Raw genomic sequence first — 24,926 nt, 5'->3', positions numbered from 1 at the left:
TTTTCAAGCTTAAAATCATGATAATAATCATAAACAAAGCTTATTTTTATAAAATTCGTAATTATTCTTTATAAATAAGCTTTTGTTTTAATATTACGCACATAATGGCAGTAAACATCAGAATTCCGGCAAACAAATAAAAAATCGTTGTGTAATCATTAGTTAGTCCAATTAATCCCGGACCAACAAAGGCAGCTACTGACCAGGCTATTAATATAAAACCAAAAGGCGAGCTCATTTTATTTGGCCCATAAATATCCTTAACAAAAGCTGGGATTGTTGCAAATGCACCACCATAACAACTAATAATAATAAATATCATTAATTGGAATAAAATTGGAGAACTTGTCTGACTTAAAACCAAAAAGCAACAGGCTCCTATTGTATAAAACAAAAAGAAAGTGGACCATCTGCCAATTTTATCAGAAATACTGGACCAGAACAATCTCCCAAATCCGTTAAAAAAACCGATAAAAGCAACAAAATTAATCGCCTGGCTATCCGTAATATGTATTAATTGTTTTGCCATTGGTGCTGCAATAGAAATCAAAGCAATACCACAGATTGTATTAAAAAAAAGCATGAACCAAAGACCATAAAAACGAACGTCTTTTAGTAATACTTTTAAAGGAATAGTAGCATTATCTTGTACAGTATTCTCGATCTGAGTACTGGAAACAGGAAGTATAAGGAATAATGATGCCAACACCATTATTAAAAAATAAGCGGTGCCTAATAAATAAAAAGCACCAGGAACACCCAGTAATTCTACTAGAGGCAAAATAAGTCTTGAAGCTAATATCGATCCCACGGCAAAAGACATAATAACCAATCCGCCTGCAAAGCCGGGCTTTTCAGGAAACCATTTTACAACAACTGCGATAGGCGTTATGTATCCAAATCCTAAACCTATACCGCTTATTACGCCATAAAATAAATAAAACAATAGTAATGACTTTTCTGCAATAGCAAATCCGCTGCCTATTAATCCTACTCCAAAAAACAATGCGGCAAGTAATCCTGCTTTTTTAGGTCCAATTTTTCGAACAAATTTTTGCATAAAAGCGGCCGTAAGGCCTAAAAAACAGATGGCCAAACTAAACGAAAGCTTTAGTTGATGGGCATCCCAGCCATTTAATTCGTTAATTGGATTAATCCAGACACTGTAAGCGTAAATTGAACCTATTGATAATTGCAATAACATTCCTGCTGATGCAATCACCCATTTATTTATTTTTATCATAAGGCGCCATATTTAATATGCGTCTTACAAATTTAGAAGTCAAGACTAACAGAAAACGTGATTTTTATCTTGTTTTCATCAAAATACCAATAAAAATTTACGAAAACGTTGTAAAAAAAATTAAAATTCTAATGCTGTACTGTGTTTTATTTCTCCCATTACAAAAATACTGTTGGTGTTTCCTATATTTTCGATAGTCGATAACTTATTCATTACAAAGTCCTGATAACTAGCCATATCCTGAACCAAAATTTTAAGCATAAAGTCATAATCGCCTGCAATGTTATAGCATTCTATAATTTCAGGAAGTGCTACAATATCTTTTACAAAATTACTTCCCACATTTTTCGCATGCTCTTTTAAGCGGACATTACAAAAGACAGTCATTCCGCGGTTCATTTTTTTCTTATCCAGCAATGCTACATATTTTGTAATAAACCCGTCACGTTCGAGTCTTTTTATACGCTCGTAAACAGGAGTAACAGTTAAGAATAATTTACTTGCAAGGTCTTTTGTATTGATATTGGAGTTCTCCTGAAGGTATTTTAGGATCAACAAATCGGTTTTATCTAAGTTTTCCATAGTGTTTTTTACTGCTAAAATTGTTTTTAAAGAGATTCGTCAGTAATATAATCTCCAATAAGATATTTATAAAATACAATTTACTGAAATAATTATCAAATATAAGTTATAAAACCTAAAACAATAAATTTGTTCAGTAAAAAATACTGAAATAAAAATGAAAACAAATAATTTAGGTTATCCAAGAATTGGTAGCAACAGAGAATTAAAAAAAGCCTGTGAATTGTATTGGGCTGGACAACTTTCGGTTGATGAATTGCTCCAGACGGGAAAAGACATTCGTCGCAAAAACTGGCATTTACAAGCTGAAGCCGGAGTAGATTTGATTCCGTCTAATGATTTTTCTTTTTATGACCAAGTACTCGATCTTACTTTAACTTTAGGAGCAATACCTGAAAGATACCACGAACTGGCAAAAACAAACTCTCCTATCGATTTGTATTTTGCGATGGCTAGAGGAGCTCAAAAAGACGGTCAGGATGTCGTAGCCATGGAAATGACAAAATGGTTCGATACCAACTACCACTATATTGTTCCTGAATTTACCAAGAATCAAAAATTCGAATTGTTTTCAGAAAAAATAATCAATGAATTCAAAGAAGCAAATGCTTTAAAAATTGCTACAAAACCGGTTTTAATAGGGCCCATTTCTTATTTACTTTTAGGAAAAGAAAAAGAAGAGGGTTTTCACCGAATTGATCTTATCGATAAATTACTGCCTGTTTACTTCGAAATTTTCGAAAAACTACAAGCCGAAAAAGTTGCATACATTCAGTTAGATGAACCTTTCCTAGCTTTAAACTTAACTGACAAAGAGCGTAATACTTTCACGAAAGTGTACAACCAAATCAACGAACGTTTCCCGAATATTAAAATCGTTCTGGCGAATTATTTTGATTGTTTTGGAGAAAATCTTGAAACGGCATTGGCTTTGCCAGTAGATACTTTTCATTTAGATTTAGTACGTTGCCCGTCTCAATTAGATGATATTTTAGAATCCGGAAAACTGGATCCAAACGTAAATCTTTCTTTGGGAGTGGTTGACGGAAGAAATATCTGGAAAAATGATTATCAAAAATCTTTAGATTTAATCAAAAAAGCAACCGATGCTTTAGGCGAAAACAGAATTCTGGTAGCACCATCATGTTCTTTAATTCATAGTCCGTGCGATTTAGATTTAGAAACAAACGAGGAAACGCTTACTCCTGAAATCAAACAATGGCTGGCTTTTGCCAAACAAAAAATCAATGAAGTTGTAGTATTAAAACAATTGGCTTCTAACGAAACCATTGAACAAAACTCTCTTGCTTACGAAAGAAACAAAATTGCCAACGACAATCGTAAAACCTCAACATTAATTCATAATAATGAAGTTAAAGCGCGTGTTGCCTCAATTACAGCAACAGATGACAAACGTAAAAGTACTTTTGCTGTGAGAAGAAAGAGTCAAATCGAAGCCTTAAACCTGCCCTTGTTCCCTACCACCACCATTGGATCTTTTCCTCAAACCGCTGAAGTGAGAAGCTGGAGAGCGAAATTTAAAAAAGGGGAACTAACTACCGAACAATACAACGACTTGATCGAGAAAGAAACTGAAGCTACGATTCGTTTTCAGGAAGAAACCGGAATCGATGTCCTGGTTCACGGAGAATTCGAACGTAACGATATGGTGGAGTATTTTGGGGAACAATTGGCAGGTTTTACTTTTACAAAAAACGGATGGGTACAAAGTTATGGTAGCCGTTGCGTGAAACCTCCGGTTATTTATGGTGATGTTTCGAGACCAAACCCAATGACCGTAAAATGGTCTAAATATGCCCAATCTTTGACCCCTAAATGGGTAAAAGGAATGCTTACTGGTCCTGTAACGATTTTGCAATGGTCGTTTGTTCGTAACGATCAGCCGCGTTCTGAAACTTGCACTCAAATTGCCTTGGCAATTCGTGATGAAGTGGTAGATCTTGAAAAAGCAGGAATCAAAATTATTCAGATCGATGAGCCGGCCATTCGCGAGGGATTGCCTTTACGAAAAGAAGATTGGGCAAATTACCTGGATTGGGCTGTAAAAGCTTTTAGAATTTCGGCAAGCGGTGTAAACGACGACACGCAAATTCATACGCATATGTGCTACAGCGAGTTCAATGATATTATCCAGAATATTGCCGATATGGATGCTGACGTGATCACAATCGAATGTTCACGCTCTCAAATGGAACTTTTAGATGCTTTTGCCAACTTTAAATATCCTAACGAAATTGGACCCGGAGTTTACGATATTCACTCACCGCGTGTTCCGTCAAGTACCGAAATGGTTCGTTTGTTAGAAAAAGCTTCGGCTGTAATTCCGGTAGATCAATTATGGGTGAATCCTGATTGTGGTTTAAAAACACGCCATTGGGATGAAACCAAAAAAGCTTTGATCGAAATGGTTGCAGCTGCTCAGGAAATGAGAGCTGCTGTTGAAACTCCTGTGAATTAATCATTTTTTATTAGAAATATTTTTGTTTTTTAGTGCCAACTGGTGGAGTCGGAATTCTTGTAGTTATGAATTTTTCCGACTTCACTTTTGTTGGCATTTTCGCGTTTCGTTTTTTTTGAAGCAGAAAAATTTCAGTTTTCAAAAACACCTTTTGTCCCGCTATCCACTATATCTGTTATGGCGAACCCCGCCACAACAGGATACCGCTTCTATCGGGGCTAAGCGAGAAATTTTTATTTTCAGGAGATGTAGATGTTATAATTACAAATAAAAAGCACTTCAATTGAAGTGCTTTGATTTAATCTAAAACTTAATTAATTTAGAAGTTTTTAGAAACTCCAATATTAACTGTTTTACCAAAATTGAAGTAGAAACGGCTATTATCTCCCCCGTTATTCTCAACATTCATTGTTTCGTAACCTAAACCACCAATGCTGAAGTTTAAACCAAAACCTTTTTTCATATTAATAAAAAGAGCCGGAGTAATGCCTACGTACATACCATCTGCTTTACTTTTACCAACAAGATTTCCATTTTCATAATTTTTGGTTTTTTGATTTTGAAAACCAGCTCCTAAATCAGCAAATACAGAAAATGTCTCACTTAACGGAACCGAATAGCGTACAAACGCACCATATTTGTAAGCATTAAATTTACCTTCTCCTCCTCCATTATCAGTTTTTGTAGACTGAATCGTAAATTCAGCACCCAATGTCCAGTTATCGTGAAACTGATAACCCACTTTTGGAGAAAACTCAAACGTATTTGTTTTCGCTTCAGCGATTGGGCGGTCAATTTTTTGAGAATTATACCCAATGTTTCCACCAACTAAAACTGTTCCCTTTTGGGCATTTGCTAAGCTTACCGTAGCTAATGCAAGAATAAGTAGCATTTTTTTCATATGTAAATGATTATTAAAATTTACTTAGACACAACAACAAAAATACCAATATCCAACTACAACACATTTAGTAACAATTTGTTAAAATCATCACATTAAAGAAATAAGGTAAAAATATTGGCTTAACATTTCTGTAAAGAAAAAACTTAAAAAACAAAAAAGCACTCCAAATAGGAGTGCTTTTCGAAATTGAAATATATTTCTAAAAATTAGAAATTTTTTGAGATCCCTACAGAAAATGCTTTTCCGAAAGTGAAATTAAAGTTTTTAACGTTATCTCCGTTACCGGTATTTCCATCAAAATTATAAGTATTATACCCTAAACCTCCAATATTGAAGTTTAAACCAAATCCTTTATTAACATTAATGAAAATTGCAGGAGTAACATCAATATAAAAACCATCTCCTTTATTAATTCCAGAAATTGGTCCAACAGTATTTGTTTCTTTTGTACTTTGATAACCAACTCCTAAATCAGCATAGGCAGAAAAAGTTTGATTTAATGGCTTAGAATAACGTAAAAAACCTCCTAAAGAGAAATCATTTACTTTAGCCTCAGTATTACCAAATTCTCTTTTTGAAGAACCAACTCCTGCTTCAATACCCGCAGTCCAGTTTTCGTGAAATTGATAACCTACTTTAGGAGAAAAACCAAAATAATTCTCTTTAGTTTCAGAACCTGCATTTGATACATTTTGAGAATTGTACTCAATACTTCCCATAACTAAAATAGACCCTTTTTGAGCATTTGCAAAGCTAAACATAGCTAATGCAAGAACAACTAACATTTTTTTCATTGTGATATTTATAAATTTTAATACTCCTTTAACAATAAAGATGCCACTGTTCCTGAATAATTCATTTTTAAATTCGATTCTTTAAAAGGCAAAATTTAGTAATCAAAACTATTTCTGTTTACTTTTGTAGCAAATAAAAAGTCATGTCGATAGAAGTAAACAACATATCAAAAAGTTACGGAACTCAAAAAGCATTAAATTCAATTTCGTTCTCTATCCAAAAAGGAGAAATCGTTGGATTTCTTGGTCCAAACGGAGCAGGAAAATCTACTTTAATGAAAATTTTGACTACTTATTTACTTGCCGATGGCGGTTCAGCACTTGTAAATGGTCATGATGTCATGACGAGCGCAAAGTCAGTTCAGCGTTCTATTGGATACTTACCGGAACATAATCCGTTATATCTGGATTTGTATGTTCGTGAGTATTTGGCTTTTAATGCCGATGTTTATCAGGTTCCAAAATCAAGAATCGAAGAAGTAATTCAACTGACAGGACTGACACCGGAAAGTCATAAAAAAATTGCACAGTTGTCTAAAGGATACCGCCAGCGTGTGGGACTTGCGAATGCTTTGTTACACAATCCGGATGTTTTAATTCTGGATGAACCTACTACTGGTTTGGACCCGAATCAGTTAATGGAAATTCGTAACGTAATTAAAAATGTGGGAAAAGATAAAACAGTTTTTTTATCGACTCATATTATGCAGGAAGTCGAAGCTATTTGCGATCGTGTCATTATTATTGACAAAGGACAAATTGTTGCCGATAAAAAATTAGATCATTTAGTATCTGAAAATAAAGAACAAGTTATCGAAGTAGAATTTGACTATCAGATTCAGGAACAACTTCTGGCAAAGCTTGAAAATATTACCTCATATAAAAATATTCACGATATGACCTGGGAACTCACTTTTGTTGCCGAAAAAGATATGCGTCCCGCTATTTTTGATTTCGCCAACGAAAATGGTTTGAAAACATTACAGCTCAATCAAAAAAATAAAAACCTAGAAGCAGTTTTTAGAGAAATTACTAAATAGAGTTTTCAGTTTACAGTCTCAGTTTACAGTATTGCTTACAGATAAAAGTCAATTGTTTCTCTTATAGAAATAATTGACTTTTTTTGCAATACTTTCTGATCTTACTTTCACTAATTATTTTTACCGTAGAGAACACAAAGATTTTTATATAAGAGCCTTTAGAAAGCACAGAGTTCGCAAAGCTAAGTTAATCCAATCCCGATAGCTATCGGGATTGCGAACTTTTACTTTTTAAAAGCTAATAGCAAAACCTCGCGAGCTTTGGGTAAATTTTTTTTCCCACTTTACAGGTTTGGAATTGATCGATTACTTTTTTAAACGCAGGCTTGCTTATGCTGGCTTTATTGTCAAAATTTGGTTTCAGAGTATTTATATCCATTTTTAATAAATCGCGAAAGGCTAATTATCAATTCGTTATGATATAACAGGCAAATTTTAACTATTTTTATTTAGACTTGTTATAAATAGTGTTATATTTGAACATTAAAACTTCAAAATACCACTAAAATGTTCTCTGTATTCAGCTTTATTTCATCTTATTTTTTAAAACTATCTAAGTATTTTCTACATCTTCTAAAATTACTTTCTGATAAATTAGAACAAATCGTTTTAGACTGAGTATTTCTTCTTAAATGATAAAGTCCTCCTACCCACAAATCTAGCATCACATTAAAAGCCTTACTCCCAAAAAAATCAAATCCAAATATCATGAAGAATATTATAACATCTCTTATGCTCGCTTTTTCGGTCTACGGTTACTCGCAGACAGAAAAAGAAACAGATAGTATCGTCGAAACTTCTATCAATGCACTAGATGAAATTGTAATTACAAAAAAGAAAGTTCTATATACTCAAAAATCAGATCGACTAATTTTTAATGTTGAAAACAGTATTGTTTCTGAAGGCGGAACTGCATTAGATGTTTTATCCCGTGCTCCAGGCGTTGTCGTGTCTCAGGATGGCGAATTATCGATTCGCGGACAACAAGGCGTTGGTGTAATGATAAATGGCAAATTAACGCAGCTTTCGCAAAAAGAACTAGCCAATTATTTAAAATCGACCACCTCATCAAACATCAAACAAATAGAAGTGATTACCAATCCTTCCTCTAAATATGATGCCACCGGAAAAGCCGGAATTATCAATATTATTTTAAAGAAACCAAATGCGGGCGGACTTAAAGGAACTGTTTTTACCAATTATGGAAGAGGCCGAAAAAACAGAACCAATTCTGGCGCCAACTTAAGTTACAATAAAGAAAAATTTGGTGTTTACGGAAACTACAGCTATACTTTTAGGGGCGAAGAAGAACGTAAAGAATTTGACCAAAATCAATATACTGATGCAAGCCGCCAGACCATTTCGACAAAAAACCATCAAACCTCAACTACTGATGAGCCACTGACTTCGAACAATTTTAAAATAGGAACAACATATGAAGTTTCTCCTAAAACGAATTTAGAAGTTTATGTTGATGCTAAATTAGGTCGTTACGAAAACATGGCCAACGGTAGAAATACGTTGCTTAACGCTATGGATCAGGTACAATTTGATGCCTCGACCTATAATGACAGCAAAGAGAAATGGAATGATTATACGTATGCTTTTTCAGGGGTTCATAAATTTAATACCGAAGGAAAAAATATGTCTTTTGATTTTGAATATGAAACTTCGAAATTCAGATCGAATCAGTTTCAGAGTGCTACGAATATAGATCCTTTGAGCACCAATAACATTAATGACCGAAGAGGTTTTATTCCGTCGCAATTGAAGGTTTTTACCGGAAAAGTTGATTTTACAAATCCATTAAAAGAAAAACAATCTATCGAATGGGGGTTTAAAGCCAGCGTAAAAAACAATGACAATCCATCGGTTTACGAATACAACGAAAACAATCAATGGATTGTAGATGTTAATTCTACCAATCACTTTGAATACAAAGAACAAATTTATGCGGCTTATGTTAACTATAAATATCAGATGGAAAAGCTGAATATTCAGGGAGGTTTACGTTCTGAATATACTGCGATAAACATTTTACAAAAAACGTTGAATGAAGAACATGAAGACGATTATTTAAAATGGTTTCCGAGTGTTTCTATGAAATATGAATTGACCAGCAATCATTCGATACATGCTTCATATAGTAAAAGAATCAACAGACCAAGTCAGTTCGATTTGAATCCGTTTCGTTTTTATGATGATTCGTTTAATTACTCTCAGGGAAATCCGAATCTGGTTCCTGAAATCACACATTCTGCAGAAATTGGATATGCCTGGAAAAGTGCTTTTATGGCTTCATTATACTTTAGCAAAACCAAAGATGTTTTTACCGAAGTGTATGTTTACAATCCGGCCGATAACACAACAGTAACATCTCAGATTAATGTAGACAAATCGTATAATTACGGAGCTAACATTACCAATACAGCTGAAATTTATAAATGGTGGTCTGTAAACACGCTTTTTAATATTTTCGAAAATAAATTTATGGGCAATGTGGTGAATACAGACAAAATTGCCCCAATTGTTACCTTGAATTTAAGCGTACAAAACTCATTTACCATTACAGAAAGCTGGAAAGCCGAAGCTAACGCACAATATCAGTCAAAATCGAATCTTGGTATATATGAACGAGATGCTTTCTTTGATTTCAGTATCGGAATTTCGAAACAAGTGCTTGCCAAAAAAGGTACTATCAAACTGAATGTTACTGATATTTTCAACACCAATAATTTCCACATCAATTCAGTTATTGCACAAACGAGTATCAACAAAAGGTATGACCTGGATAACCGTATTGCAACAATAGCTTTTACATATAGAATTTAATATTTTGGATCTTTAGTTTCCTTGTTTTTGTTTTTTTTTGATGGAAAAGAGCCTGTTGTAGTTAGCGGGCTCTTTCTGTTTTTTAATAGAATCAATTACTTTGATTGGTTCAAATGGCACGCGGATGATACGGATTTAAACGAATTTGCGCTGGTTTATTTTTACTATTTTATACTACACAAATGTCAGACTGAGCGAAGTCGAAGTCCCGTATGCTGAATCACTTTGAGGGACTTCGACTTCGCTCAGTCTGACAATGAGATAGATTTTGAGATTTCTATTATATCTAAAAACGCATAAAAAAGTCTTTTGAAGAATGTTACTTCTACCAAAAGACTTTTAAGCACTAACCAACAAAAAAGTAAATAAAATTAAAGCCGAATTATACTTTGGTTTTTTGTTTTTTCTTTCTTCCCCACCAGATATAAAATCCGGTAACAGGCAAACTGGCACATATTAAACTGCCTAAAAAATAGACAATTTTGGTTGGTATACCTCCAATTGCACCAACATGAAGACTATAATTGGATCGCATTAACCATTTTGAAAAACGGGCATCGCCAATGTAGTCCTGAGAACTTGGAAGCAATTCTAACGTTTGGGAATTAAAGTATAAATCTCTCCAGACTCCTTTATTCATATCTGTACAGGCATAGAAATCATCTTTTGGTTCATCCGGAAAATGAATGATAATGGCTTCTTTATTTTCCTTCGCAATTTCCGTTCTTACTTTTTTCCAGATAAAATCGGCCCCATCCAGCTTATCTATTTGCTGTTGCGACAAAGCATCATTTTTAACCGCTACAACTTGTTCCTTCTTGTCTTTTTCGTCAGCCCATCCTCCGGCTATCCAATAGGTACTTTCACGCAACCAATAAAAACTCATCAACAATCCTGTAAAAGCGATCAGCATGGCCAAAATCAATGTATAAAATCCCATAACATTATGTAAATCATAATTAAGACGTTTGAACTTTGCATCCCATTTTATTTTAAAACTAGCGTTTCGGGTTGTTTTATTCCATTTTTTCGGGAACCAAAGTATCAGTCCGCTTATGAGTAAAAAGAAGAAGACCACCGTTGCCCAGGCTGTTATTTGAGAACCAATTTCCCGCTCTAACCAAAGGTTACGATGCCCTTCATCCATAAAATGAAAAAAATCTTCATGATGTACCATTCCGGTAATTTTACCGTTATACGGATTTACATAAATCAACGAATCCGACTCGATATCGACCTTAATTGATTTATCTAAACCATTATACCAAACGCCATGAATTTCTTTATTAGGTAATGCTTTATGAACTTCAGCGTAAATTTTTGAAGGCGGTAATAATTTCTCCTGACCTTCAGCTTCAACATTTAAATAGGGTGATGTCAGGGCTTTGATTTCTTGTTCGAAAACCAAAATACAACCAGTAATTCCCATAATAAACACGATTATTCCAGATGCTAACCCAAGCCATAAATGCAACCAGGCATTTATTTTACTAAACCGTGATTTTTTATTTTTTTTATTTTTTGATTCTGATGATGAAGAAAACATATTTAAAGGAATATAAAAGATAAAAAACCACAAGCCACCTAAATGGCCTGCGGTTCAAAAAAATAATATAGTATTTGTTTTTTTTTATTTAGATTATTTCAAATTATCTAAACGTAAAATATAATCATAACCTCCAACAATTTCTACACCTGGAGTTACAGCACCTGTTGTCGTATTCACTTCCCAAACATAATCTTTAGTCGTTTCAGCATTCACCTGAATAAATACTTTACCATCAGATGTAATTACATTTTGTAATTGGCTTCCTTTATCTGCAGGTAAGTCTAATTTTTTAATTACCGAGCTTGTCGCGATATTAATCAAGGCAAATTTTGTATTAAATAATGTCGAAGGACTTGCAGCTACTACTTTTGAATCTAAGTATTTAACAATTGCTTTACCATTACCAACATACCAGAATCCACTTGCAGTTTCTCCTCCTAAGGCAGTACCAAGGTTAAAATTATAAGAAGCATCAATTGCACTTGTACCTTTTTTAATTCTAAATATTTTTGTTGGACTTTCTTTAGTAGTCATCCAATCAGCAAAAAACATCATATAAACATCACCAGCCTCATCTGTAGTAGAAGTAGGCATCCACATATTAGAACCTCCATTACCATCAGCATCAGTGCTTTCGATAACTTTTTCAACAGCGAAACTTGGATAATTTACTACGGCAATATTCATACCTGATTCAGCAAGTTCAGGCCAAATAGCCATATTAGAGAATGCTACATATATTTTTCCGTTTGAGTATTCAATATTACCTTGATTATAAGAAGAATATCCAGTTGGAATCGCTGGCAATGCCAATTCTCCATTTTTAATTTCAAGTGTTGTAGCATTTACAACAGTATATAAAACTTTGTTTCCATCACCATTCGTACCAAACAATAGTAGCGTATTATCATCTACCCATGTATAACAATTTATAGATTTTTGATATGTAAAAGGTACTTCTTTTACAACAGCTAATTGATTGTTCTTAAATTCGAATTTAGTCATTTTACCAAAGTTAGAACTTGTACTTGGATAGTAGTAAAAACCGTTTTTGGCAATAATACCATAATCTGCCTTACTGGTAACTTCGGCACCATTACCTACTAAACTAACACTACCTTTACTTAAATCATCAACCCCTACAATGTACTGAGTTGTATTTGGCCAGCTCCCTAATTGCAGCCATAGTGCATAATCAGCTTTTCCATCGCTTCCAGAATCATCACTTCCAGAATCATCATTGCTAGAGCAGGAAATAGTTGTACCCATTATTAGCGTACTAATAAATAGAAAATAAAAAGATGGTTTAATTAATCGTTTCATGTTTAAATGTTTTATATGTAGTTATTAAAAAATAATTTCGTTCAATGTTATTTTAGGAAATAGTGAAATTTAATTGAAAATGAGCGACCTTGCTTTTGTAGTCTAAAATTATCATAAGCCAGATCATTTGTTAGATTGTTACACTCTAATGAAATATTATACCTTCCTTCACTCATAGAATAAGAAACAGAGGCATTTTGTATATATTGATCAGGAATTGTACTTTTCCCTTCTTTTGTCCCGTAGTTTTCCCATGTAAGATAGTACCAGTGAGTATATTGTAAATCCCAATTAAACTGTAGATTATTTCCTTTTTTAATGAAGTCGGATTTTCTATATCCTAAATTCGCATTACCAAACATCCATGGTCTGTTAGGCAAGTCATCTTTGTAGGTAGCTGATATTGTTCCTGAATTTGATCCATTAGGATATTTTGTGTTGTCGACCGTGCTTTGATAAGTAAAATTTATTCCGGCGTTTATTTTATTCTGATAATTGTACTTAATATCAGCCTCAAGTCCTTTGATCAGAACATTTGACGTATTTTCGAATCTGCTTATTTGACTATTTGATTGATAAACAACTGCAGAAATAAAGCCTTTTGCATTTCTTAAATATCCTCCTGTTTCAACAAAAAAATGGTGATTTTCCGCTTCATTTTTCCAATAAGCTCCCACATTATAATTGTTACTATTCTCTGGCTTAAGGGCAGGATTTGCCACAACCGAGTATCCATTACCAAATACTTCATCTACTCTTTGTAAGCGATATGCTTTTTCATAAGATGCTTTTACACCTATAGATGAGGTTATTTTATAACGTGTAGCAATTCCATATCCCGTATAACCATTGTTATCTTTAACGGTTTGGCCCGCTCCACTTCCGGAATCAGTAATAGCAAAAGGTTGTTCTAACAACATACCGTAATATTTTCCGAAAAACGTGTTGGTCAGTTTTTCTTCGAAGAAATTCTGTTGATAAGATAGCCCTATAATATTTTTTGTAAGTTTCCCAGGATTATGATCTTTATCCGTAAGCAATTCGTCATACGTTTTATTGTCTACCTTATCTAAAGTATAGTTGAGACTTAACGAATTAGTATCGTTTATTTTGTAGCTAAGATTCGATCCAATAAAATATTTTGGACGTTGAATATTCCATTTAGTTGCCGGTCCTCCCATTTCTGAAGAAGTAGTCGGGACATAACTTCCATCCCAATAATATTTTCTAAACGCAGTATCTGTAATAGTATATTGATCGTCTGAATAGGAAGAAAAAAAGCTTAAATCAAGATTTTTTGCAAACAAATTCTTTTTTAAATAACGTACTGAAAATGAATAAGCATCTCCACCTCTGCGTACCTGACCGTATACTACGTCTTGGTTAGTACCTGTTTGTATTCCTTTTTCTGTTGCCGAATAACTTCCTCCAACAAAGAAAACGTCAGCCCAGGATTTATCAACGAAACCTACTTCAGCCTGCCCCATAGCAGCCTTATATTGATCATTGAATCTTTTAAAATCACCAGTAACAAAACGAGAATTATCTTTATCAATAACTTCTATTACCTGGACATCTCTCATTTTATAATCATTATCAGAATAATTTAAAAAACCGGAAGCTTTAAAAGTCAGTCCTGATTTTTTATTACGAACCTGACCTGTCAATGAGGCACTATGTGTATTAAAAGATCCGAAACTATAAGACATATCAAAATAATCTGATATTTGTTGATTCGTAATTATATTTACAGCGCCACCAAGAGCATCAGAACCTAAATTCACGGGTACTACACCTTTATATACTTCAATTCGTTCAGATAAATTAACTGGTATGTTGTTTAACGACATTGAGCTTCCCATAATATCCAAAGGCACACCATCTATAAAAAACTTTACAGCACTACCAGACAGGCCATTAATAGAAAAATCAAAATCAGAACCCATACCTCCTTGCTCCCTAACTTTTACTCCCGTAGTTTTATTTAATATCTGACTCAAATTGGATGTAATATTGGCCATTGCTCTCGTATCGACAGCATTAACCTGAAAAGCAGATTCTTTGATTTTAGTTACTTTCGAAATTCCTTTTACCTGAACTTCATCCAACGCAGCCATATCTTCTTCAATAGTTACGGTTGGAATTGTTTGATCTGCTTCTTTTAAATTGATTTTTATTTGCTTTGGTTTATATCCAATGTAAGTAATAGATAAAATATAATTCTGCGGTTCTGCTAAAATTTCGTATTCTCCCTTCTCATTCGTTAGTGTGGAATAAGCGGTACCTTTTAATGCTACTGAAACACCTTCGACAGGCTGGCTGTCATTTCCTAGAATTATTCCAGTTAATTTTGTTTTGTTATTTTGTGAAAAACCTTGAATTGAACTTAACAGTATCAGGATTAAGACGAATATTCTATTTATTTTCATTACTTAATGTTGAAATTAATTTGGCACAAAATTAACATCAATAAATAGCAATTGCAAGTTATTTTTAATTATTCTAAATAAATACAGTGAATAACTTTGAAATAGATAAATCAATAAAAAAACGGTAGATTTCTTAATGAATAATTAGTATTAACTTAAGATTTGCTTAAATTTTAATACTTCAAAAGTTAAAATTCAAGTTTCATTTCATAAAAAAACATAAAAAAACCCGCTTTAAATAGTAAAGCGGGCTTTTAAAAATTAAAAATGAGCTATATTTCTAAATCCAGAATAGTTTCTTTCAACTCTTTTATTATTATATTAATATCAGCTTCGGATGTTCTCCAATTTACAAAAGAAGCTCTGATTCCTTTTCTGTTTTGATATACAGTTGGGGTCATAAAAACTTTCCCTTTATCATTCAAAAGGGTCAAAAACTGATTTACTTTTTCCTGATTATGATCTCCTTTTAAAGTAAAGCAAACATTATTAAGCCGAATTGGTGCCAAAAGTTCGAAATTATCATCTTCGATAAGTTCATTTGCAAAATGCAATGCCAATCCCGTACTATTTTCTACAATATCCTGAAAACCTTCTTTTCCGTACGCGACTAAAGAAAACCAAACCGGTAAAGCTCGTAAACGACGTGAATTTTCAGGTAATACATTCAGGTAATTAAAGTTTTCTAACGGATTTCCCAAATAAGGTGCATTCGAATTCTGAAATGTTTCTGTTTGAAGATTTACATGTTTTTCTTTAATTAGATAAAAAGCACTTTCATAAGGAACATTCAGCCATTTATGACAGTCGATCGTAATACTGTCTGCACCTTCCCATCCTTCTATAAGATGTTTAAATTTTTCTGAAACCGCGGCAAAACCACCAAAAGCAGCATCAATGTGCCACCAGAAATTGTATTTTTCTTTAAGTTTTGCAATTTCCAAAAAATCATCAAAATCAGCTGTATTTACTGTTCCTGCACTCGAAATCAGAATAAAAGGTTTTCCGTTTAATTCTTTAATTTTTTCTTCTAAATCAATTATATCAATGGCTTCGCGATTACCCTCAATGGTTTTAATTGTTGTGTAATTATTACTTCCAATGCCTAACATTGATAATGTTTTTATTGAAGAAGAATGTGGCGTTGCGGACAAAACATGAATGGTTTCGGTTATTCCGGTCTTTGCAAAGTCTTTGCCTGATTGTGCTCCAAACCATTGTCTTGCGACTCCCAAACACGTAAAATTTGACATTGTTGCCCCCGTTACAAAGCCTCCTAAAAATGATTTTGGCAAGTCTAATAACTGCAACAATAAATTGATGGTTTCAAATTCTATTAAAGCCGAAACTCCACCTTGCCCTTTTATTGCTTGCGTATTTTGATCATAAACTGATGCTAACCAATCTCCCACAATCGAAGCCGGAGTTGAACCACCAGTTACAAATCCCAAATATCTTGGTCCGGACGAAGCAACCATCAATGGTGCTAATCTTTCTTTAAATTCTTGCAAAGCTGCTAATGATCCTAAACCCTTTTCATTTAAATCTCGGGTTGGGTCGATGGTATTTTTAGTTGAGGTTGGAATATTTTCGAGGTCATTCAAAAAATCTAATCCTTGTCGTTTTGCGTGATTAAGTATATTTTCGAGATCATTTAGATCGTGTTGAAGGATTACATTCATTATATATTATTTTTAATGCCTGACTGTAAATTCTCTGTTGCTAAAAATAGCTCACAGATCATACAGATTAAGCAGATTAATACTGATTTTTAATTTAAAGTAGATGGATTTGTTTTGAAAAATTACTTTTTAACACTTGGTTTTTTCAGAGAATCGCGAGACCATCATAGACGAAATTACATCGCCGTTGGCATTTAATAAAGTAGCAATTGGGTCAACGAGAGTTCCTAAAATCATGGCTACAGGTAAAGCTTGTTCCATTGGTAATCCGTAAACGGTAATGGCCAAAACTTCTCCTATATAACCACCGTTCGGGATTCCGCCTTCTACAATCGAAACAATTATCGTAATTCCCAATGCTAAAAGTATGGTTGATGGTGAAGTAAAATCTTTACCAAACATGGCAAAAAGAAATGTGATTTTTAGAATAGACGACATGCTCGAACCGTCTTTATGCAAAGGTGCTCCCAAAGGAATAACCAAATTGCGGACATGTTTAGGAATGCCCATTTTTTCGGCAGCATCTAAATTTGCAGGAATGGTGGCAATACTACTACAAGTTCCTATTGCTGTTAATGAAGGTGTGATATTGTTACTCCAGAAAACTTTAAAAGCTTTTTTACCGCCCGCTACAAAAGCATATAAACTAAAAAAGACAAAAAAGTAAAAGATACAAGCTACATAATAAACACCTAGTGGTTTGGCATAAACACCAAATAATTGCGGACCGTAATAACTAACCTGATACGCAAAATAAGCACCTAAACCTATTGGAGCCAATTTCATAATCATAGTCAAAAGTTGTTTCATGACTTCGTTTCCGGAATCCAGAAAACTTTTGAAAGCATTCCCTTTTTCTCCTGATTGCAAAGTTGCAAATCCTATTAAAAAGGAAAAAATAATGAGCGCCAACATACTTTTTCGGGATAATAATTCGTAAAAATCATTGGTCGTAAGCAATTGCGCTATTTGATCTCCAACATTCCCAGATTGGATTTTCTCCAACGGAATTTTGGAAATTATAATATTTTCATGAATAGGAAAAAAATAAACCGCTATAATCATCACCATAGCCGAAATCAAAAGTGTCCCTAAAAACACTGCTATCATGATAACAAATAGCTTTCCTAACTTTTCTGTTCTCTCTAAATTGGCAATTGAAGAAGTAATGGTAAAAAAAACAAGCGGAATAATCGCTGTAAAAAGCAAGTTGAGAAATATATCTCCAACAGGTTTTATAACGGCAACTTTTTCTTTAAAAACTAATCCAAAAATACTTCCAATTATGATTCCGCCCAGCAGCAGTAAGACACTGCTGTAACTTTTTAGAAAATTGATTTTTTTAACCTCCATAATTAAGCCGTATTAAAATTTGGAAATAGAAACGTGAAATAAAAATCAATTAAATTACTCAAAAAAAGAGTGCTGAAATTGGTTGGGGAATTTTTTGTTATTTTTCTAAAACCAAAGTAGTAAAAGATCTGTCGACCAATTCACCGGTTTTACTTTTTACCTTTTCTGTTAAAGTCTCTTTGTTGATTATTTTGAAAAACGATTTTTCAATTAGCTTTTCGACCTTTTCAGTGCTATAAAGTTCAAATTCAAATTGCGTAAAAGGAAGCTGTTTCATAAAACTTTCTTCAGCAAAAGTGATGCATAAAATTCCTTTTGGTTGCAAAACCCTGTAGATTTCCGATAGCAATTTTTCAGGTTCCTGCCAAAAATAAATCGTATTTACAGTAAATACTTTATTGAATGAATCATCTTCAAACGGAATTGTATTTCCTTCATAAATCGAAAAGAAAGCTTGTTTTTGCGAAACATAATTTCTGTTGATTTGACGCGCTTCCTGAAACATTAATTCAGACATTTCAAGTCCGTAATATTTAATATTTTCATCCTGATCGAAAATAAATTCTACATGTCCCGCATTTCCGTGACCCAATTCCAGAATTTTATTTCCTGCTTCTATCTGTAGATTCTGAATCGAATGGCGCGTCATGTTGATGTTCGTTTCATTCATCATATTACCCATTTCGATTCCTTTTTCTCCAGTTGGGTGTTTAAGCTGAGAAGCTATTGCTTGTAATTCTTCTTGTTTCATAACTTTAAAATTAAATTCCAATTAAAAAATTCCAAATTCCAACTCCACGAATAACTACTAAATATCTCAATTTAACTCCTGATATCCTAGCCCAGATGGGAACGGCATCCTTTTGTGGCGGGGTTCGCCACAAAAGATATAGTGGACAGCTGGAAATAGCTCCTAAAAACTTTTATTCTCTTTATTATTAAAAAATTAAGCCTGACACTTAATAATCTTAATTTCTTAATGGTGAAAGAAACTTAAAAAAGATGGCTCGCAATCTGACGAATATTCTCAGATTTCCCCATTGAATAATAATGTAATACTGGAACTCCGGCTGCTTTTAGTTCTAACGATTGTTGAATGGCCCATTCGATACCTACTTGCCTGATTTCTGCATTATTCTTGCATTGATCTACAGCATGAATTAAATCTTCCGGTAAATCGATACGGAAAATTTGAGGTAAAACCTGTAAATGCCTTTGAACCGCAATTGGCTTAATTCCTGGAATAATAGGGATTGTGATTCCCATTTCTCTTGCTTTTTCTACAAACGTAAAATATTTTGAGTTGTCGAAAAACATCTGTGTTACCACATAATCAGCTCCCGCATCTACTTTTTCTTTCAATCTTTTTAAGTCAGATTGTAACGACGGAGACTCCAAATGTTTCTCCGGATATCCTGCGACACCTATACAAAAATCAGCTTTGTTATCAGCGTCCATAACTTCGTGAAGGTATTTTCCCTGATTCAATAAATTAATTTGTTTTACTAAATCTACAGCATAATCATTTCCTCCCGCTTTTGGGATAAAATATTGTTCGTCTTTCATGGCATCACCACGTAAAGCCATCACATTGTCAATTCCTAAATAATTACAATCTACCAAAAGATACTCGGTTTCTTCTTTTGTAAATCCTCCGCAAAGTACGTGAGGTACGGTATCTACGTTGTACTTATGTTTTATAGAAGCACAAATCCCAAGCGTTCCCGGACGCATACGAGTTAGTTTTTTATCTAAAAGCCCGTTGCCTTTATCAATATAAATATACTCCTCACGAGAAGTTGTCACATCAATAAACGGTGGTTTAAACTCCATCAACGGATCGATATTATCGTACAATTCCTGAATGCTTTTCCCTTTCTGAGGCGGAATAATTTCAAATGAGAATAAGGTATTCCCTTTTGCGTTTTCTATATGTTGTGTTACTTTCATTCTTTAAGTTATGAGTTATGAATTATGAGTTTTGAGTTGGTTTCTGTAAAAAATCTGAAATCAAAAAACGTAATCAAATAATCTTCTTTTTGTTTCAAATTTCAGGTTTCAGGTTGCTTTGGATAACTTGAAACCTGAAACCTGAAACAAAAGAAACTTTTCTTAATCTGCTATATTAGGGTTTAACCATTTCATTGCATATTCAGTTGAGACGCTGCGTCGTTTGGCGTAATCTACCACCTGATCTTCTTTTATTTTTCCGAGTCCGAAATACCTGCTTTTTGGATTTCCGAAATAATATCCCGAAACTGATGACGCTGGCCACATCGCCATACTTTCTGTAAGCGTAACTCCAATTTCTTCGGCTACATTTAAAAGTTTCCAAATCGTTGGTTTTTCCAGGTGATCAGGACAAGCCGGATAACCCGGTGCCGGACGAATTCCTTTATAATTTTCTTTAATCAATTCTTCGTTTGTTAAAGATTCTTCTCTATCATAACCCCAGAAATCTTTACGAACTCTTTCATGAAGATATTCGGCGAAAGCCTCAGCAAAACGATCGGCCAATGCTTTAACCATAATCGAATTATAATCATCCAAATCCTTTTCAAATTCTGCTGCCCATTCGTCTACACCAAAACCGGTTGTCACACAAAAAACTCCCATATAATCTTCTATTCCGCTTTCTTTTGGCAGAATAAAATCAGACAATGCAATATTCGGCGCGCCTTTTGTTTTTTGTGATTGCTGACGAAGCGTTAAGAATTTCTCTAAAACTTTTCCGTTTTCATCACGCAATTCGATATCGTCATCATCAACCTGATTCGCAGGAAAAATTCCGTAAATACCTTTTGCTTGTAGTTTTTTCTCAGCCAAAATTACTTTCAGCATCGCCTGAGCATCTGCAAAAAGAGAAGTAGCTTCTTTACCCACAACCTCATCCGTTAAAATCGCAGGATATTTTCCGTGCAATTCCCAAGTTTGAAAAAATGGCGTCCAGTCGATATACGGAACAAGAACATCCAGATCAACCTCAACGGTTTGTTTTCCAATAAATTTTGGTTTGGTTGGCGTGTATTCACTCCAGTCTAATTGCATTTTATTTTTACGCGCATCTTCAATACTCAGGAAATTTTTATCTCTGGAACGATTTAAAAACGTTTCTCTAAACGAATCGTATTCTGCACGAATATCGCTTGCATAAATTTTACGGTTATGGTCTAATAGATTTCCTGCAACAGTCACAGCACGTGAAGCATCGTTTACGTGAATTACAGTTTCTCTATATTGTGGCGCAATTTTCACGGCGGTATGCGCGCGCGAAGTGGTTGCCCCACCAATCATAATCGGAATTTTAATGCCTTGTTTGTCTAATTCTTTGGCCAGATAAACCATTTCGTCAAGCGAAGGTGTGATCAATCCGCTTAAACCGATAATGTCAACATTATGCTCAATCGCAGCTGCAATAATTTTTTCCGGAGGCACCATAACACCAAGATCTACAATCTCATAGTTATTACAAGCCAAAACCACCGAAACAATATTTTTTCCAATATCGTGAACGTCGCCTTTTACGGTCGCCATCAATATTTTTCCGTTTCCTTGTTTGTCTCCGGCTTGTTTGCTTGCTTCAATATAAGGCAATAAATAAGCAACGGCTTTTTTCATCACACGTGCTGATTTTACCACCTGAGGCAAGAACATTTTTCCGCTTCCGAATAAATCTCCAACGACATTCATTCCCGTCATCAAATTGATTTCGATAACTTCAATTGGTTTCGTTGCTGCTAAACGCGCTTCTTCAACATCTTCTTCAATAAAAGCATCAACCCCTTTTACCAATGAATGCGTAATACGCTCCTGAACCGTTCCTAAACGCCATTCCTGAATCGCTTTTTCATCTGATTTTACTTCGCCTTTTACGTTTTCAGCAAAATCCAAAAGTCGTTCTGTCGCGTCGTCCCGTCTGTTTAGGATTACGTCTTCAACGTGTTCTAATAAATCTTTTGGAATATCATCGTAAATCGAAAGCATTTCCGGATTCACAATTCCCATTGTCATTCCGTTCTTGATCGCGTGGTATAGAAATACCGAGTGCATCGCTTCACGAACGTGATCATTTCCTCTAAAAGAAAACGAAACATTACTTACTCCACCGCTAATATGTGCGTGAGGTAAATTATCTCTAACCCATTTTGTACCTCTAAAAAAGTCCAAAGCATTTAAGCGATGTTCTTCCATTCCGGTTGCAACTGGGAAAATATTCAAATCGAAAATGATATCCTGTGGAGGAAAACCAACTTTGTTAACCAAAATATCATACGAACGCTGACAGATTTCGACTCTACGGTCAAAATTATCCGCCTGACCTACTTCGTCAAAAGCCATAATAATTGCCGCAGCTCCGTATCGTTTGATTAATTTGGCGTGGTGAATAAAGGCTTCTTCGCCTTCTTTCAACGAAATCGAGTTGACAACACTTTTTCCCTGTACTACTTTAAGACCCGCTTCGATGATTTCCCATTTCGAACTGTCGATCATAATCGGCACTCTCGAAATATCCGGTTCTGATGCAATTAAATTCAGGAATTTTGTCATTGCCTGAACACCATCAAGCATTCCTTCATCCATATTAATATCGATGATCTGTGCTCCACCTTCTACTTGTTGTCTTGCAATATCAAGCGCCTCGTCATATTTCTCTTCCTTGATCAGGCGAAGGAATTTTCTCGAACCAGTTACATTCGTACGTTCCCCAACGTTTACAAAAACACTTTCGGGCGTAATAATCAACGGTTCTAATCCTGCTAATACAAGGTCTCTTCTTTTTTCTGCCATTTTTTCTAAGTTACTAAGGCCCTAAGATTCTAAGGTTCTAAGTTTTTTTTATTCTTATTTCTTTCCTGCGAGGTTTTTAAAACCTTGTAGGTATTATATATTTATCTAACTAATAATCTTATTTTGGGCGTGTCCCTCCGGGTCGGGCTATCCGTTCCTAGTCCTCGCACTTCCTTCGTCAGGCTGTGGGCTATCCACTTCTATCCCTCACGCGGTATCGGTTTCAAAAGATATTTTATATTTTCTAAAATTTCAATTATCGTTTTAAAATCTTTGAAGCTATTATATATGTCGTTCCTACGGAACTTTTGTTGTGAATCGTTTATCATTTTCAACGGAATAAATTCCGTTGCTACCAACATTTCGTTCCTCCGGAACTTTTAAAGCCTGTAAAACATTCAATTTAATGTCAACAAATCTTTAATTTCACTTAATAATCCATACCTACCATAGCCTAAATCTTTAGATTTTTTAGAAACCATATTTTTTAATTCATGGTAATTTTCTAAGTATGTCTGTGCTATCGTAATAATTGGCTTATTGTTTTTCATTAAATACAAATACTCATAACTTCCGACTTTACCTTTCTCTATTCTAAGTTCAAAACCATCAAAATCTTTAAAATTAAAAGTCTTTTTATATCCTAAAAAAGTTCTTTTTTCGATAGTATCATTTTCAATTTTTACATTAATTATTTTATTTTTAAACTCATGCAAAAAAATAAGGATTAGCAAAATACTTGCAATTATGGGTAACCAAATTTCTTTTAAATCTGTTTCGCCTGCATTTAATTTTATCAATTCAAAAAAAGACCCGACTAAAGCAACAATTAAGAAAAAAACGATTAATCCAGGTATTAGAAATACTCTAAAATTAAATATCGATTTAATTTTTACATTTTTCATTCAATACATTTTAAGCCAATACCGGCGCAATTCTCGGCTTATAATCTTTCGCCACCTCAGCAATTAATCGAATATGATCCGGAGTTGTTCCGCAACAGCCACCGATAATGTTAATTAAATTATCATCTAAATATTCTTTGATTAAAGCCTGAGTTTGTTCTGGCGTTTCATCATATTGTCCGAACGCGTTTGGCAAACCTGCATTTGGATGTGCCGAAACGTTGAACTGTGTATGCTGTGATAATGTTTTTAAATACGGTTTCAATAAATCGGCTCCAAGAGCGCAATTGAATCCTACGCTTAATAACGGAATATGTGAAACTGAAATCAAAAACGCTTCAACCGTTTGTCCGGAAAGTGTTCTTCCTGAAGCATCGGTAATCGTTCCTGAAACCATGATTGGAATATCAAGATTACGTTCATCTTTTACTTCTTCGATTGCGAAAAGTGCTGCTTTAGCATTTAACGTATCGAAAATGGTTTCTACCAAAAGTAAATCACATCCGCCATCCATTAACGCTTCTACTTGTTGTTTGTAAGCAATACGCAAATCATCAAAAGTTACGGCTCTGTAACCCGGATCATTTACGTCTGGTGACATACTTGCTGTTCTGTTTGTCGGTCCGATTGAACCTGCTACGAAACGTGGTTTCTCCGGATTTTTAGCCGTGAATTCATCTGCTACCTGACGCGCAATTTTAGCCGATTCGTAGTTTAATTCGTAAACCAAATCTTCCAGGAAATAGTCGGCCATACCGATCGTAGTTCCTGAAAAAGTATTGGTTTCAACAATGTCAGCGCCAGCATCAAAATACGCAGCGTGAACATCGCGGATCGCTTGTGGTTGTGTTATGGATAGTAAATCGTTGTTTCCTTTTAACGGATGTGGGAAATCCTTGAAACGCTCTCCTCTGAAATCTTCTTCTGAGAAATTATAGCGTTGCAACATTGTTCCCATTGCTCCGTCAAGGATTAGGATATTTTTTTTAATTGCTTCTTGTATCGTAATTGCCATATTCTTTT

The 24,926-nt window shown here is 34.4% G+C and carries 17 protein-coding genes; 3 read left to right on the top strand and 14 right to left on the bottom strand.

Features of this window, described 5'->3' with window-relative positions:
* Positions 1-61: 61 nt before the first annotated feature.
* Both B0M43_RS07760 and B0M43_RS07755 read right to left on the bottom strand, forming a co-directional pair.
* Positions 62-1,243, bottom strand: a complete 1,182-nt coding sequence (locus tag B0M43_RS07760; RefSeq protein WP_065448124.1) for an OFA family MFS transporter — start codon at positions 1,241-1,243, stop codon at positions 62-64.
* A gap of 120 nt (positions 1,244-1,363) precedes the next feature.
* On the bottom strand, positions 1,364-1,825 hold the full coding sequence (locus tag B0M43_RS07755; protein WP_065448125.1) for an Lrp/AsnC family transcriptional regulator: 462 nt from the start codon (positions 1,823-1,825) through the stop codon (positions 1,364-1,366).
* A gap of 157 nt (positions 1,826-1,982) precedes the next feature.
* On the opposite strand from B0M43_RS07755, the gene metE reads away from it, so the two are divergent.
* Positions 1,983-4,304: a 5-methyltetrahydropteroyltriglutamate--homocysteine S-methyltransferase gene (metE, locus tag B0M43_RS07750; protein WP_078006266.1), complete on the top strand. Its 2,322-nt coding sequence runs from the start codon at positions 1,983-1,985 to the stop codon at positions 4,302-4,304.
* Between the two features lie 319 nt (positions 4,305-4,623).
* On the opposite strand, the gene B0M43_RS07745 is transcribed toward metE, so the two are convergent.
* The gene (locus tag B0M43_RS07745) at positions 4,624-5,205 is read right to left on the bottom strand and encodes an outer membrane beta-barrel protein (RefSeq protein WP_078006267.1); all 582 of its coding nucleotides are present in this window, start codon (positions 5,203-5,205) and stop codon (positions 4,624-4,626) included.
* 209 nt (positions 5,206-5,414) lie between these two features.
* Entirely contained in the window at positions 5,415-6,002 is a 588-nt protein-coding gene (locus B0M43_RS07740) for an outer membrane beta-barrel protein (RefSeq protein ID WP_065448128.1), read from the bottom strand.
* Between the two features lie 143 nt (positions 6,003-6,145).
* On the opposite strand from B0M43_RS07740, the gene gldA reads away from it, so the two are divergent.
* Both gldA and B0M43_RS07730 read left to right on the top strand, forming a co-directional pair.
* Entirely contained in the window at positions 6,146-7,042 is an 897-nt protein-coding gene (gene gldA, locus B0M43_RS07735) for a gliding motility-associated ABC transporter ATP-binding subunit GldA (protein WP_078006268.1), read from the top strand.
* A 708-nt stretch (positions 7,043-7,750) separates the two neighbouring features.
* Complete coding sequence (locus tag B0M43_RS07730; protein ID WP_078006269.1) at positions 7,751-9,874, top strand: outer membrane beta-barrel family protein; 2,124 nt, start codon at positions 7,751-7,753, stop codon at positions 9,872-9,874.
* A 382-nt stretch (positions 9,875-10,256) separates the two neighbouring features.
* Here B0M43_RS07730 and B0M43_RS07725 read toward each other — a convergent pair whose 3' ends face one another.
* The 10 genes from B0M43_RS07725 to B0M43_RS07680 all read right to left on the bottom strand — a co-directional run bounded on the left by B0M43_RS07725 (position 10,257) and on the right by B0M43_RS07680 (position 24,918).
* Positions 10,257-11,420: a PepSY domain-containing protein gene (locus B0M43_RS07725; RefSeq protein ID WP_078006270.1), complete on the bottom strand. Its 1,164-nt coding sequence runs from the start codon at positions 11,418-11,420 to the stop codon at positions 10,257-10,259.
* A gap of 93 nt (positions 11,421-11,513) precedes the next feature.
* Positions 11,514-12,746, bottom strand: coding sequence for a DUF4374 domain-containing protein (locus B0M43_RS07720; RefSeq protein WP_123921767.1), 1,233 nt, complete (start codon positions 12,744-12,746; stop codon positions 11,514-11,516).
* Between the two features lie 47 nt (positions 12,747-12,793).
* Positions 12,794-15,175, bottom strand: coding sequence for a TonB-dependent receptor domain-containing protein (locus B0M43_RS07715; RefSeq protein ID WP_078006272.1), 2,382 nt, complete (start codon positions 15,173-15,175; stop codon positions 12,794-12,796).
* 272 nt (positions 15,176-15,447) lie between these two features.
* Positions 15,448-16,857 carry a pyridoxal-dependent decarboxylase gene (locus B0M43_RS07710; RefSeq protein WP_078006273.1) on the bottom strand — a complete coding sequence of 470 codons (1,410 nt, stop codon included), beginning with the start codon at positions 16,855-16,857 and terminating at the stop codon, positions 15,448-15,450.
* 129 nt (positions 16,858-16,986) lie between these two features.
* Positions 16,987-18,210, bottom strand: a complete 1,224-nt coding sequence (locus B0M43_RS07705; protein WP_078006274.1) for a dicarboxylate/amino acid:cation symporter — start codon at positions 18,208-18,210, stop codon at positions 16,987-16,989.
* 97 nt (positions 18,211-18,307) lie between these two features.
* Positions 18,308-18,961 (bottom strand): class I SAM-dependent methyltransferase, encoded by a 654-nt coding sequence (locus B0M43_RS07700; RefSeq protein WP_078006275.1) that lies wholly within the window; start codon positions 18,959-18,961, stop codon positions 18,308-18,310.
* Between the two features lie 242 nt (positions 18,962-19,203).
* Entirely contained in the window at positions 19,204-20,160 is a 957-nt protein-coding gene (gene metF / locus B0M43_RS07695) for a methylenetetrahydrofolate reductase [NAD(P)H] (RefSeq protein WP_065449302.1), read from the bottom strand.
* 162 nt (positions 20,161-20,322) lie between these two features.
* Positions 20,323-22,998, bottom strand: a complete 2,676-nt coding sequence (gene metH / locus B0M43_RS07690) for a methionine synthase (RefSeq protein WP_078006276.1) — start codon at positions 22,996-22,998, stop codon at positions 20,323-20,325.
* Between the two features lie 398 nt (positions 22,999-23,396).
* Positions 23,397-23,903 (bottom strand): hypothetical protein, encoded by a 507-nt coding sequence (locus B0M43_RS07685; RefSeq protein WP_078006277.1) that lies wholly within the window; start codon positions 23,901-23,903, stop codon positions 23,397-23,399.
* Between the two features lie 10 nt (positions 23,904-23,913).
* Entirely contained in the window at positions 23,914-24,918 is a 1,005-nt protein-coding gene (locus tag B0M43_RS07680) for a homocysteine S-methyltransferase family protein (protein WP_078006278.1), read from the bottom strand.
* Positions 24,919-24,926 lie beyond the last annotated feature (8 nt).

The sequence above is a fragment of the Flavobacterium sp. KBS0721 genome (assembly GCF_002007065.3).
Lineage (GTDB): Bacteria > Bacteroidota > Bacteroidia > Flavobacteriales > Flavobacteriaceae > Flavobacterium > Flavobacterium piscis.
Note: the sequence above shows the minus strand (reverse complement) of the source record. Positions and strands in the feature narration are given on the sequence as shown.

Bases quoted from the DNA above. Each gene is read 5' to 3' on its own strand.
- B0M43_RS07760 (WP_065448124.1), bottom strand. From the start codon at position 1,243: ATGATAAAAATAAATAAATGGGTGATTGCATCAGCAGGAATGTTATTG.
- B0M43_RS07755 (WP_065448125.1), bottom strand. From the start codon at position 1,825: ATGGAAAACTTAGATAAAACCGATTTGTTGATCCTAAAATACCTTCAG.
- metE (WP_078006266.1), top strand. From the start codon at position 1,983: ATGAAAACAAATAATTTAGGTTATCCAAGAATTGGTAGCAACAGAGAA.
- B0M43_RS07745 (WP_078006267.1), bottom strand. From the start codon at position 5,205: ATGAAAAAAATGCTACTTATTCTTGCATTAGCTACGGTAAGCTTAGCA.
- B0M43_RS07740 (WP_065448128.1), bottom strand. From the start codon at position 6,002: ATGAAAAAAATGTTAGTTGTTCTTGCATTAGCTATGTTTAGCTTTGCA.
- gldA (WP_078006268.1), top strand. From the start codon at position 6,146: ATGTCGATAGAAGTAAACAACATATCAAAAAGTTACGGAACTCAAAAA.
- B0M43_RS07730 (WP_078006269.1), top strand. From the start codon at position 7,751: ATGAAGAATATTATAACATCTCTTATGCTCGCTTTTTCGGTCTACGGT.
- B0M43_RS07725 (WP_078006270.1), bottom strand. From the start codon at position 11,420: ATGTTTTCTTCATCATCAGAATCAAAAAATAAAAAAAATAAAAAATCA.
- B0M43_RS07720 (WP_123921767.1), bottom strand. From the start codon at position 12,746: ATGAAACGATTAATTAAACCATCTTTTTATTTTCTATTTATTAGTACG.
- B0M43_RS07715 (WP_078006272.1), bottom strand. From the start codon at position 15,175: ATGAAAATAAATAGAATATTCGTCTTAATCCTGATACTGTTAAGTTCA.
- B0M43_RS07710 (WP_078006273.1), bottom strand. From the start codon at position 16,857: ATGAATGTAATCCTTCAACACGATCTAAATGATCTCGAAAATATACTT.
- B0M43_RS07705 (WP_078006274.1), bottom strand. From the start codon at position 18,210: ATGGAGGTTAAAAAAATCAATTTTCTAAAAAGTTACAGCAGTGTCTTA.
- B0M43_RS07700 (WP_078006275.1), bottom strand. From the start codon at position 18,961: ATGAAACAAGAAGAATTACAAGCAATAGCTTCTCAGCTTAAACACCCA.
- metF (WP_065449302.1), bottom strand. From the start codon at position 20,160: ATGAAAGTAACACAACATATAGAAAACGCAAAAGGGAATACCTTATTC.
- metH (WP_078006276.1), bottom strand. From the start codon at position 22,998: ATGGCAGAAAAAAGAAGAGACCTTGTATTAGCAGGATTAGAACCGTTG.
- B0M43_RS07685 (WP_078006277.1), bottom strand. From the start codon at position 23,903: ATGAAAAATGTAAAAATTAAATCGATATTTAATTTTAGAGTATTTCTA.
- B0M43_RS07680 (WP_078006278.1), bottom strand. From the start codon at position 24,918: ATGGCAATTACGATACAAGAAGCAATTAAAAAAAATATCCTAATCCTT.